Origin of the sequence: Olivibacter sp. EAT-5, from assembly GCF_044784325.1 — a bacterium.
In the GTDB taxonomy this organism is placed as follows: Bacteria; Bacteroidota; Bacteroidia; order Sphingobacteriales; family Sphingobacteriaceae; genus Olivibacter; species Olivibacter oleidegradans.
The window spans coordinates 1,700,531-1,713,626 of record NZ_CP173028.1 but is presented as its reverse complement, the minus strand read 5'-3'; the positions used below and the strand labels follow the sequence as shown (position 1 = coordinate 1,713,626).

The 13,096-nt window shown below is 38.4% G+C and carries 9 protein-coding genes; 4 read left to right on the top strand and 5 right to left on the bottom strand.

Annotation, left to right across the window (positions count from 1 at the left end; all coding sequences use genetic code 11):
• Positions 1-3: 3 nt before the first annotated feature.
• Positions 4-972: a hypothetical protein gene (locus ACH11B_RS06890; protein ID WP_130854618.1), complete on the bottom strand. Its 969-nt coding sequence runs from the start codon at positions 970-972 to the stop codon at positions 4-6.
• A gap of 240 nt (positions 973-1,212) precedes the next feature.
• Here ACH11B_RS06890 and ACH11B_RS06885 point away from each other — a divergent pair, with 240 nt between their 5' ends.
• A complete protein-coding gene (locus ACH11B_RS06885; RefSeq protein ID WP_130854619.1) occupies positions 1,213-2,763 on the top strand; it encodes a glycoside hydrolase family 10 protein in 1,551 nt (516 codons plus the stop codon).
• Between the two features lie 19 nt (positions 2,764-2,782).
• On the opposite strand, the gene ACH11B_RS06880 is transcribed toward ACH11B_RS06885, so the two are convergent.
• Together ACH11B_RS06880 and ACH11B_RS06875 are read right to left on the bottom strand one after the other, a co-directional pair.
• Positions 2,783-3,145, bottom strand: coding sequence for a TM2 domain-containing protein (locus ACH11B_RS06880; RefSeq protein WP_013664604.1), 363 nt, complete (start codon positions 3,143-3,145; stop codon positions 2,783-2,785).
• 108 nt (positions 3,146-3,253) lie between these two features.
• Positions 3,254-3,748, bottom strand: coding sequence for a thioredoxin family protein (locus tag ACH11B_RS06875; protein WP_130854620.1), 495 nt, complete (start codon positions 3,746-3,748; stop codon positions 3,254-3,256).
• 49 nt (positions 3,749-3,797) lie between these two features.
• On the opposite strand from ACH11B_RS06875, the gene ACH11B_RS06870 reads away from it, so the two are divergent.
• The 3 genes from ACH11B_RS06870 (at position 3,798) to ACH11B_RS06860 (ending at position 11,150) form a co-directional block, all read left to right on the top strand.
• Positions 3,798-7,142, top strand: coding sequence for an exodeoxyribonuclease V subunit beta (locus ACH11B_RS06870; RefSeq protein ID WP_130854621.1), 3,345 nt, complete (start codon positions 3,798-3,800; stop codon positions 7,140-7,142).
• Between the two features lie 23 nt (positions 7,143-7,165).
• Positions 7,166-10,078: a PD-(D/E)XK nuclease family protein gene (locus ACH11B_RS06865; RefSeq protein ID WP_130854622.1), complete on the top strand. Its 2,913-nt coding sequence runs from the start codon at positions 7,166-7,168 to the stop codon at positions 10,076-10,078.
• A gap of 88 nt (positions 10,079-10,166) precedes the next feature.
• Positions 10,167-11,150: a pyruvate dehydrogenase complex E1 component subunit beta gene (locus tag ACH11B_RS06860; RefSeq protein ID WP_013664600.1), complete on the top strand. Its 984-nt coding sequence runs from the start codon at positions 10,167-10,169 to the stop codon at positions 11,148-11,150.
• A gap of 304 nt (positions 11,151-11,454) precedes the next feature.
• On the opposite strand, the gene ACH11B_RS06855 is transcribed toward ACH11B_RS06860, so the two are convergent.
• Together ACH11B_RS06855 and ACH11B_RS06850 are read right to left on the bottom strand one after the other, a co-directional pair.
• Positions 11,455-11,928 carry an Lrp/AsnC ligand binding domain-containing protein gene (locus ACH11B_RS06855; RefSeq protein ID WP_013664599.1) on the bottom strand — a complete coding sequence of 158 codons (474 nt, stop codon included), beginning with the start codon at positions 11,926-11,928 and terminating at the stop codon, positions 11,455-11,457.
• Between the two features lie 532 nt (positions 11,929-12,460).
• Positions 12,461-12,973 (bottom strand): DUF2911 domain-containing protein, encoded by a 513-nt coding sequence (locus ACH11B_RS06850; protein ID WP_130854623.1) that lies wholly within the window; start codon positions 12,971-12,973, stop codon positions 12,461-12,463.
• Positions 12,974-13,096 lie beyond the last annotated feature (123 nt).

The following is a 13,096-nucleotide window of genomic DNA, read 5'->3' as shown; positions in this document are numbered from 1 at the left end:
CGTTTACGTCAGTCGAATGGTCCCCTTTCCCATGGTTCCCTTATTCGTATATAATACAATGGTGTATGTTCCGGGTTTAAAATTTTCAGCGCCTTTCCACTCAATCGTATAAAGTTTTCCGTCGTTTGAAAACTCTATTCCCGTCTTGTCTGTATATTGCATCTCTACGCCGTCTACTTCGAAAATGTGGTTCTCTGTAATCAACAGATTTCCATTGGGTTCTATCACTCTGATGTAAACATCGTAAATCGCTTTTTTTGCAAGTGGATTATCGGCAATACTAAACTCTATCTTTAACTTATCCGTACGTTTTGCTTTGGTCTCTACACTTTCATTGTTGCTTTTTCGTTCTCTAACTGCATTTATATTGATCGAAGAAAGCTTCAATGCCGTAGCAATTTCTACTTTATGTTCAAGTTCACTATTAATATTCTCCAGCTCGCTTGCTTTCTTTGTCGCTGTAGTAACACTCTCTTTCAGACGATCCCTCTCCGATACCAATAACGCATTTTCGTTTTTCAACTGCTTGATATCCTTTGTATACCTAGATACTGCTCCTCTCAGTTCGGCAATTTCCTCCCTCGCCCTTTGAAGCTCGGTACGATTCAATTCGTTTTGAGTCAGTTTTGCACGCAATTCCTCTATTTTGGTCCGCGCATTATCTTGTGTTGCTTTTAAGGATTCCGTTAAATTCAGGTTTTCTTTGGTAACGCGGTCCAACTCCACTTCGATCCTATCCAGCTCGGTCTCCATCTGAATTTTCTCACTCAATATCGTTGTTTGTTGTTCGCTGGAACTCTTATATTTAATATAAAAATAAATGTTCGTAGCTAGTAACGCTAAAATAGCGAAAATGAAAAAATAAATCTTTGGATTGTCTTTTCCTCGTTCCTGTACGTCTACTTGCTGCTCAACACCCCCATTGTTATCTAGTTTAACAGACGGTTTATAGACTATATCATTCTCTTCCATTTTTGTACGTTTAAACATTAGGCTCAAAACGATTAGCAAAAATTGTTCCAACAACAATTATCCTAAAAAAGCAGTATATCAGTGTGCTTTCATGGTGATAAACCTTCGCCTGTACTATTATCAATACATACCGCGATCAGCAGTTACACTTTTGCTCAATTTTTTTCTCATACTCAATACTATACTTATCTTTACAGCTTTTTATAAAGAAAAGCTACTGAAACAAATACTGTATATTTGATGAACATTCACCTCTTTAATAAATCATTAGGCCTCTTATTTTACCTTTTTCCATTTCTTTGCTTGAGTACGCAAGCACAAAGTACAGATCCTATTCCTAAGAGAGAACTAAGAGGTGTTTGGGTATCCACTGTTGTCAATATAGATTGGCCAAGTAAAGCCGGCCTGTCATCCGACATCCAAAAACAAGAACTTTTACGGCTCTTAGATGCCCATCAACGGGCGGGCATTAACGCTATATTCCTACAGGTCAGGCCCTCCGCCGATGCAATATATGCACGAGGAAAGGAGTTGTGGTCACGCTTCTTAACCGGCAGCCAGGGACAGGCTCCCAATCCTTTATATGACCCCTTGGATTTTGCCATACAAGAAGCCCACAATAGGGGAATGGAGCTACACGCTTGGTTTAATCCTTATCGTGCTACCTTCGACTTAAACGAAGCAAATGTTAGTAGCAATCATATTACCAAACAACATCCCGACTGGTTTTTCACTTATGCAGGAAAAAAGCTCTTCAATCCGGGTATCCCCGAAGTAAAAAAGTACATTGTGGAAGTAATTATGTCTGTTGTTAAAAACTACGATATTGACGGCGTTCATTTTGATGACTATTTTTATCCTTATCCAGCGGGGGGACAATCTATTCCCGATGCAAATACTTTCCAACGCTATGGACAAGGCTTTTCAAGGATAGATGATTGGCGAAGAAATAATGTCAATCAATTGATAAAAACATTGGCAGATAGTATCCACCACGAAAAGAAATATGTAAAATTCGGTATCAGTCCTTTTGGTATCTGGCAAAATAAAAAACAACATCCTGAAGGCTCTGAAACTTCCGGTTTAAGTGGTTATTCTCAATTGTACGCTGATGCAAGAACATGGCTCCAAAATGGCTGGGTTGATTATATTAATCCGCAGATATATTTCCCTTTTAATAATCGCGCTGCGGCCTATGAAATACTCATCGATTGGTGGAATACAAATGGCTACGGCAAGCATATATATATTGGACAAGCCGCCTATCGAGCCGCGGACAATAGCACGGGGTGGAGGGACAGACGTCAACTTCCAAATCAAATTCGCCACTTGAGGAAGTTTTCGGCTATACAAGGAAGTGTTTATTTTAGCTCCAAATCACTTGTGAATAATCTTGGTGGCTTTAGGGATTCCTTACAATACAATTTCTATCGATACAAATCCCTCCAGCCTACCATGCCCTGGCTCGATAGTATTCCTCCATTGGCTCCACAAAATCTCCTCTATCATAATTTAACTACCGGCGGTGTATCCTTACGATGGGATAAACCCCCAATGGCAACCGATGGGGAAACGGCCTATGGCTATGTTGTGTATCGATTTGACGAAGGGGAGGAAATTAATTTAAATAATGCTCAAAATATCCTGGAAATAATCTTTGATGCGAATCGAACCTTTTATACCGATCAGGCTGTCAGAGGAGGGTCGCGATACACTTATGTCATAACAGCTATTGATCGCTTAAAAAACGAAAGCGGGCCATCGAATATGCAGACTACGATACCTAACTGACAAATGCAACCCTTTGGAGTTAAGCGCGATAGATTTGCATAAGCTGCATTGTTTCAAGAGCCATTTGTTCGTTATAATCGCTCGTAAGCCTTTTGTGATTGATGAGATCTACAATTGTTCCGACATAACAAAAGCCAAAGGTCAAAAGATATAATATGCCCATGCCGATTTGTTTTAGCATAAAGCGTTGGATGCCTGCAATGCCAAGAAAGCCTATTAAGGTCATCAGCATCACTTCTTGCGTCCCTTTTCTTTTCCCTTTGTAAAGAAAAAGAAATTCTTCTGCATTCTCTTCCTTAATAGCTTGTAAAGCGCTCCTTAAAAATATCATTTCCTCCGGTGCAATATCCGGAATCATCATCAAGATTTTTTGCTCTTTCATTACCTTTACTTTTAATATTGGAGCTTAATATAGCACTTTTGTTACATAACTTCATGAGTAAAGTATGATACGTCATTTATTTCCATCACGAGACATCCTCCTGAAAAATTACTGCTTGTACGATTTCGGGTCTAATGCTGTGGGTGACCAGTTCTCCAAAAATTCAAGTACCTTCTTGGCGCTATGTCCTTTTCCTTCTTCCAAATAGGCACTATTCTGGGTATGAATCCGATTCCCCTTTTCGTTCAAAATAACAAATACCGGAAACCCGAACCGCTGTGGATACTCTAAGGAAGCTAGTACGGCTTCGTTCTTGTTCTCTTTACTATAATTCACATGCACAACCTCATAATTACGTTGTATATAATTCTTCAATGTATCATTTCCGGTAACCAGTTCATTAAATCGCAAGCACCAGACACACCAGTTTCCTCCGATTTGGATAAAAACATGCTTTCTTTCTTTTTTTGCCTTTTCGACAGCTGCTTGTATTTCAGATTGTGCATCTGCTTCAGGGTGGTACAATTTCTGTCTTTCTTGCTGTGCAGCTACTTGTAAAACAAAAACAATATAAATAAAGAATATACCCAGGATTTTCTTCATCACGCTGAATAAATTTACGTACTTTACAAAGTAAAGCGTTTTGTTTAATATGGCCAATCTTCCTCCAGTAAAAATATTAAAGGCTTCGGCCGGATCCGGGAAAACTTTTAGCTTAACCGCTCATTACATCAGTCTGCTCTTCACTAGTAAAGTTCATTTTTCGGAAATTCTAGCCGTCACCTTTACCAATAAGGCTACTGCCGAAATGAAACACCGCATTTTAACGGTCATTGAAGGCCTCGCGCTAGGCAGCGAAGCGGTCGAATCTTATCGCAATATTATATTAGAGGCCCATCCACAACTCTCCAGGCAAGATATACAGCAAAAAGCGATGGAGGTTTACAGGCAAATTTTACATAACTATAGTCGATTTGCCATCAGTACAATCGACGGTTTTTACCAAAAGATTATTAGAAGTTTTAGCTTCGAACTGGGCTTAAATGCAGCCTATCGCTTGGAAATGAATAGCGATAAAGTGAAGCAAGATTTGGTAGTACGGCTCAATAAACTATTGAACGATCGTGATGACTTGCTACAGTGGATTATCAATTACGCCAGAAAGCAGATAGAGAACGACAGGAATTGGAATTATACAACGGTACTGAAAAAACTTGCCGATGAACTTTTCAAAGAACGATTTCATCCTTTTGACGAAGCCATTTCTCAGCTGAGCGAAGCTGATCGACAAGTGGTTTTCACAACGATTAGCGATCTTTCGGACGAACTCATTACTCGTTTTGAAAAAGAAATCGAACGCTTGTTAAAAATTGCGACCGAAATAGTGAATAGCTCGGGGGTATCAAGCGACCTTTTTCTACGTAAATCGCAAAACCTGATTCCTAAAATCCCGTCCTTGGCTCCCGATAATTTAGAAGCCATCGACAAGTTTGCCGATTATATTGATAATCCGGAAAAGTGGCAAAAGAATGGCGTCAGTGGGGCTGTATCCGACCTGTATAATAAACTGAATCCGCTTTTGCGGCAGATTCTAAACTATAAAGAAGAACATAGTCGCACTTACTTTTTAGCAAAAGCGGTTCAGGCTAATTTTTACTACCTACGTCTACTAAAAGAAATGAGCGTGTTGCTTGCTGATTACAGAGCAGAGCATGACGTCTCTCTTATTAGTGATGCACAAAATCTCCTGAAAGAAATCAATCGCCATCAGGACCAAAACATTTCTTTTATTTATGAGAAAGTCGGGAATCGTTATAAATATTTTCTGTTCGATGAATTTCAAGATACTTCGTCGAACCAATGGTATAACTTTCAACCTCTGTTGGTGAATGCGCTGGCTAGTACAGAAGGGAACCGATCGATTCCCCATCACCTCATTGTAGGTGATGTTAAACAAAGCATCTATCGTTGGCGAAATGGCGACTGGCGGATTCTACAGTATCAGTCCACAAGAGATTTAGGCGATCATCACATCCGTTTTCAGACGCTTCAAGAGAACTATCGAAGCCTTCCCAATATCATTAAATTCAACAATTTTTTATTTACTCAAGCACCTAAACTTTTACAACAAATAATAAATGATAAGATTTACACCGAAATAGGTGATAGCTTATATAATTCATGGTGGCAGGCTTCGGGATATACACAGATATTAACCGACGCCTATGCAGAAACCGTCCAAAAAATCCCCTCCGACAAAGGCGAAGAAGGAGGGAGGGTTACCGTTTCTTTTTTTCCCGTTACGAGCTCCTTCGCAAAAACACGCGGTAAAGAGATTAAACCAGCAGCTTTAAAAGCGCTATCCGACACGATTATCAATTGGCTGACTGAGGGCAGATACCAAGCTCGCCAAATAGGTATTCTGGTACGAAACAACACGGAGGCCCGCGAAATTATCGAGTATTTGCTTCACATTCAGAAGGAACTGGACGAATCTCATAAGTTCGAGGTAATCTCGGGAGACGCGCTTTTATTGGTCAACAATCCCGGCATACGCTTGCTTATTAACACCCTGAAAGCTATGATTACACCCGTAGAGGAGGCCTCGCTTTATCGAGCAAATTGCCTCCTTCTTTATCAACAAGTTTACGGATTAAATCAAGAGGACGAAGCCTCGATTTGGTTAAATGCCACGCAATACGATATTAAAGTCTGGGGAAAGATCTTGCCCCCTATTGTCATTAATAATTGGTACGTATGGCAACAACACCCTTTAACAGAATTAGTTGAATCGTTGATCAATGGCTATGGAATAACCCATGATGAAGCCACCATTCCTTATTTAATAGCCTTTAGGGACATTATAGCTGAATTTAGTTCGCAGGGCGAACGCGGCATCGCTTCCTTCCTTAGTTATTGGGATGAAGAAGGAAAAACGAAGGCATTGCCGGCAAACGAAGGCAGTAATGCGGTAGAAATTATGACTATTCATAAGTCAAAAGGCCTGGCATTTGATGTTGTAATGATTCCGTTTTGCTCCTGGGAGCTTGACGGAATGGTTAACAGCAACTTTTGGGTGGATACAAGTGGCACCTCTTATGAAATTCTTCGAAGTGTTCCCGTAAAATACAACAGTATGCTGGTCAAATCATCGCTATTCAAGGCATACCTGGAAGAAATGCTTTTCAACTATATGGATGCGTTAAACCTACTTTATGTAGCTACTACGCGTGCCAGAAAGGAACTTTATATAAGTGCGCCTGATATTAAAGAAGGAAAAGAAAGTGACTCCTTAATTGCGGATGTGCTCCGCTCGGTACTAGCACTACATAGCGACGAACTCGGTATAGAATATAGCCATGGCATTGTTTATCCATCAACAACGCCTTTTAAAGATATAAAAAAATCCCCTATACTTCCGGTTAAATACCAAGAAGGGTGTATCGATTTCTGGGAAAGCCCACCCAATTACAATTGGAGCTTTAATAAATATCCTATTTCAGAATTGTTAAAGGAAGCCTTAGACAACCGAAAAATAAAAAAGGAACTGCTGTCGCTGGGCGAACAGAACGCAGCAACACGTCAAGGCTTATTGCTGCATGAGCTGTTATCCCTGACAACTGAAATAGCGGAATTTCCAAATTATCTCCATGCAATGCAAAGTGAGGGCTTAATTACAAAAGATGAGCTTATGACTTTACTTGATGAGGCCATACGACTTCGTAATAATGAACAATTAGCGGCGCTTTTGGACAAGCCTTATCAAAGTCTGAATGAACAACGTATTATAACGAAAGACGGAAGTGTGTTACGCCCGGATAAAGTATTAATTGGAGAGCATGAAACGATCATATTGGATTTTAAGTTTACCGGAATGGAAAGACCTCAACATATTGCCCAGGTGAAAGAATACCAGCAGAACTTACAGGAAATGGGTTACCCAAATATACGCACCTTTTTATTTTATGCATTCAATAACCGGTTGGTAGAAGTTTAATCTTTCTCTTTATCTCGCTTACAATGATCCCATTTTTAAAAGAAGTTGCAAATGATTTAATCGCTCGCTTTGGTTCAGAGTTAAAGGATATTGCTATTATATTCAATAATAAGCGTCCTGAAATGTATATGAAGAAGTACTTAGCTGAGCTTATCGGTAAACCAATCTGGAGTCCTTCTTTCTTTACTGTTCAACAATTTTTCAATAACGCTTTTGTTGAGCGGGAGGCCGATAAACTGACTCAAATTCTTACGCTCTATCAATGCTACAACGCCATCCAGCAACGCATAGATGGAAAAACAATGAGTATAGAGCGATTCTATCCTATGGCCGAAATTATCTTAAATGATTTTGCTCAATTAGACTACGACCTCGTTGAACCGAATGAGGTCTATACCGAATTATACGATATTGCCTTAATAGAAAAACAGTTCCCTCATTTCTCGGAAGAACAATTATCGTTTATGGCTCAATTCTGGTCGACCTTCAACAGCGAAAAACACAGTTATATACAGGATCGTTTTATTGAACTTTGGAAAACACTTCCACTGCTTTATACGGATTTTCATCAGGCATTAAAAGAACGTGGACTAGCTACGAACTCCCAATTTTATCGCTCTTTTGCTAAAGGGGATGAAACCAGTCCGTCCTATATATACCAATTTAAGCAATTAGTTTTCGTCGGCTTTAATGCCTTGAACAAAGCGGAAGCGCTCTTATTTAAAAAATGGCAAAAAGAGAAACGTGCACTTTTTTATTTCGATGTAGATCGATACTATTTGGATGACGTTCAGCAAGAGGCCGGCGCTTTTCTCCGTCGTAATTTAAACAGCCATGGATTGCTTCATGCACTCGGTGCCCCGTTTAATCAGCTAGCAGATCGTAACCAAAATATTAAGATCGTCCAAACGACAAGCTATACGGCACAGGCAAAGCTGTTGGATAGCTTCCTTGTTGATAAAAAATCCACGGATGCTATCAGTCAGGGCCTGACAGCAGTATTGTTAGCAGACGAACGTTTGTTAATTCCAACATTACAAAGCATTCCGGTATCAATAGAGACTAATATAACCATGGGATTTCCAATTTCACAATCTCCAATCTATGGAATTGTCGACTTATGGTTAAGGATACAAGAACGATATCTGCAGCAAAAGAGCGATCTTATATATTATAAAGATGTCGAAATTTTTCTTTCCCATCCCCTTATTCATACACCTGATCCCATCAAAGAGCAAGTTCAGCAACTCATATACACCAATCATTATATAAATGTACCCCTTGTCGAATTACAAGCGGTAAGCCGGACCTCTTTCTTTGACAAAAGAACCGACGGAAGATATCTAATCAAAAACCTGCAGGAAATTATTCGCGAAATTTTCCAGATCAGAAAAGAAAAAGAGCTATTAACTTATCCCGACGCGGCTATTTTTACAGAAGTATTCAAGATACTTAACCAACTCTATGATGCATTGAGCACACTCCCCTCACTCAGCGTCGAATTTACAATTTCGTTGATCAGGAAATCGCTGCAAGGAATAACGGCTGCTATCGAGGGTGATCCCTTATCCGGTGTACAAGTTATGGGTCTTCTTGAAACAAGAAATCTTGATTTTAAAGAAATTTATATACTAGGTGTTAATGAAGGCATTTTACCAAAAACAAGCTCTTCAGCGACTTTTATCCCTGATTCTATTCGCCGAGCTCACGGTCTCCCCGTACTGGAAAATCAAGAGGCACTTTCCGCTTATTTGTTTTACCGACTCATGCAGCGAGCCGAACAAATTACACTTGTTTATAATGGCCATGTGGATGAAAACAGCTCGGGAGAGATTAGTCGATTTGTCAAACAACTACAATTCGAAAGTCACTTTAATTTCATCGAATTAAAGCAGCAACAAATAATTAAAACAAACGAAGCGCCCCCCGCAATGGAAATAAAAAAGGTGAATGAGATTGGGAAGATTTTGCAGTCCTATTTGAACCGTGACAATAGCCTACGTCCCGGTATTTCGGCAACGGCATTCACAACCTTTCTTCAATCTCCTCTTCTTTTCTTCCTCAAATACGTAGCTAAGATAAAGGAACCCCAATTGTTAACCGAAGATTTTGAAGCAAATAGGATCGGTTCCATTATACATGAAATCATGCAATGGTTTTACGAAGAACTTAAACGTGTAAGCCCGCATATCACCGCACAACGGATAAAAGATCAATTGAGCCGGTTAGATCATTTGTGTCTGAAGGCAACGGCAAAAGATTTTTATGGCAATCCTGCTTATTTTGACATAAATAGCCCATCCAGCACAGAAAAAATCGTGCTTGAAATCGTTAAAGAATATGCACAGATTTTCATCCACCATGATTTAAAGAATACACCCTTTACGATTATCGAGTTGGAGAATAAACAAGATTATGTCATTGACTTTCCAATTACAGTCGACGGGAAAGAATCATCTGTTAAACTCTATGGAATCATTGACCGCGTAGATGAAAAAGATGGGAAAATCCGTATTGTAGATTATAAAACAGGAAGCGATGCGCTCGACTACACCGATATCGATTCCCTTTTTGATCCATCTTCAGGAAAATTCAATAAAGCCCTCTTGCAAACACTCTTTTATACGTATATCTATGAGAAAAAAACCGGCAAGATAGGGGTGGAGCCGAACCTGTATGTGGCAAGAAGATTAAGGCAAGAAGGTAGTTTGTTTTATACCAAATCAAGAGGCAGTAAATTTCTGCTTTCAGAAGCAAGTTTGTCCAGCTTTAAAGAAGCATTTGAGCTTCGCTTAAGACAGGTTTTAGAAGACCTTTTTAACCAACAAATACCTTTCAAACATGATCCGCGTATTAATTTACCCTATAATGATCACTATCAGGAATTCTTTCGGTCAGGTGTAGATCAAGATATTGAAATCGAAAGTGAATATTAATGAATTAGCGATCATTTACTTCATATTTTCAGTTTTTTAAAGTACTTTTGCGTACAAAAAATTGATTTAAATACATTACTTATATCTAATGAGAGAAATACAGTTCAGAGAAGCACTTCGCGAGGCAATGGTCGAAGAAATGCGCAAAGACGAGAAAATTTTCTTGATGGGCGAAGAAGTTGCTGAATACAATGGTGCCTACAAAGTAAGTCAGGGCATGCTTGACGAATTCGGAGCTAAGCGTATTATCGATACACCTATTGCCGAATTAGGCTTTGCTGGTATCGGTATTGGAGCAGCTATGAAAGGTCTAAAACCGATCATAGAATTTATGACCTTCAACTTTTCATTGGTAGCCATTGATCAAGTGATCAATGGTGCAGCAAAGATCCACTCGATGAGTGGCGGCCAATATTCCTGTCCAATTGTATTTAGGGGCCCAACAGGTAATGCAGGCCAATTAGCTGCGCAACACTCACAGAATTTTGAGAATTGGTATGCAAACTGTCCCGGATTAAAAGTTGTTGTTCCTTCTAATCCCTACGACGCAAAAGGTTTATTAAAGCAATCCATCCTTGATCCGGATCCTGTAATTTTCATGGAGTCAGAAGTGATGTACGGAGACAAAGGAGAGGTTCCGGAAGAAGAATATTATTTAGAGTTAGGAAAAGCACATAAAATACAAGAAGGAACGGATGTAACCATTGTATCTTTTGGTAAGATGATTCCACGGGTCGTAATACCTGCTGTCCAAGAGTTGGCTAAAGATGGCATCTCCGTCGATTTATTAGATTTAAGAACCGTGCGTCCGATTGATTATGCAGCGATTATAGAATCGGTAAAAAAGACAAATCGCCTGGTCATTGTAGAAGAAGCTTGGCCTTTAGCCTCTATCTCATCAGAGATCGCTTTCAATGTTCAAAAGAATGCTTTTGATTATTTAGACGCCCCGGTTATTCGTGTTACCTCTGCAGATGTTCCTCTTCCATATGCACCAACGCTTATTGAAGCCGCTTTACCTAGCATTAAAAAGATTATAAACGCAGTAAAAGAAGTTTCTTACGTAAAATAAGAAACATTCGTCTCTTAAATAAAAAGCCTATCATTAAATGATAGGCTTTTTTGTGCCATCTTCCTAAAACCTATGACAAATACGAATGAGATAATTAAACGTTCTCCTCCTCGTTTGAATCCGGTAATTAGCTTAACGACTACACCCTTTCCAAAAATATGCGCTTATTTTAGAGAAAATTGAATAAACATCATATCCTCCTACAGAACAACAAAGCGGTAATAAAGCTTCTATTAAAGAACAGGTAAAATATAAAAAATAATAAAATAATAGCATTTTACTCATTTTTATTACCTTTTTTGTACTATATCAGTGAAATTTGTCTCTTTATGCTCTCTTCCAGCGATATAATTGTCTCAGTTCTTGCTATTCCTTTAATAGCTTGTATGTCTTCATTCAAAACATGACGTAAATGATTGGTATCTCTACATATAATTTTAGCAAACATGCTATATTGACCTGTACAATAATGCAATTCCACCACTTCTTTAACCTCTTTTAGCTGTTCAACAGCCGTTTTATATTGAGATCCTTTCTCTAAATATATACCTAAGAATGCACATATATCAAATCCTATAGATTGAGGGTTAATAATTAGGTTAGAACCTCTGATAATGCCAAGTTCTTCCATTTTTTTCATGCGAACGTGAATCGTTCCACCTGAAACTACTAGCTTTTTTGCAATTTCAGTGTATGGAACTGATGCATCGTTCATCAAAATAGATAAAATCTGCGTATCTAAGTTATCAAGTTCTAAAAATTGAGACTTTTTTTCCATGATTTTTTGATGTTTATAAATTATTGACGGTATTTTTTAAAATATTTATAAAAATGAAAAATTTTATTAAAAATATGGTAAATATTATGAAGTTTTATTATGTTTGTATCAACAGAAGGGAATAAGTTATTGATAAGATATCAAAAACAATTCAACTTTTGTCTGGTTTTGCCCCTCAGTTTAATATAGGTTTATAATTGGTTAGCGTTGAAGCTCCTCTCCCAAAGGAGCTTCATCTTTTTAAAAAATAACATCCTATCCCGAAATATCACCATACCAAATATATATTTTTTAATTGAATGCCTATATTTTAAAAATTTTGTCAAAAATAACGAGTTTTTTTCTCATTCGAGAAACTTTTTAAACCTTTTATTTGATAATACGTTTTATTAATAAAATTTATACAAAAGTTTTAAGGAAATTAGGTCGTACTTATCTTACATGATGTCCGTATACACACCATAAAAAATGACTTCCATGAAATGAACGATTAATCATCCACTTCATGGAAGTCATTTAATCCTTTAATCTCTTATTTTACCGTAAAAGCTATTTTATAAGTCCCCCACATCAATTCTATCCTTCCCTCCTTAGAACCCGATATGGTAAACTGTTCTACTGATTGGCTATTCTGTTCCGTCGGAACCTCTACACGTAATGCATCTTCCTTTTCATCGTAATCGAGTCCCCATTTTTTCCATACTTTGTTAAAAATAATGGTTGAAGTTTGTTCGCCCGGTATGCTGTGTAAGCTATATTTGCCCGCCTTCAATGCTTTTCCTTCAATTGTAACGTCTTTATTTACTTCAAAAGTTGTTGCTTCATTAGCACCTGTCCGCCATATTTTTCCTACCGGGGCAATATCCTCACCCACCGTTCTCCCTTTAACAGAGGGTCTGCTATAATTGATCGATATAGTCACTCCCGATGATGTTGTTATACGAAGGCTGTCAGGAGGACTAGCGCGCTTACTTTTATCTTGTTGCGCATAAACGCCTAGGCCCATAAATAATAGGATGGCACCCAAAATTAAATTTCTTTTCATGATTTAATGGATAAATAATAATGTCTCTATAAAACATTTATTTTGAAGCTTTGTTTGTATGCTCCGTTTGATTTGTAGGTTGATTAGAAAAAATTCCTTTTTTGTTGGTTAACCCCTCCGCTT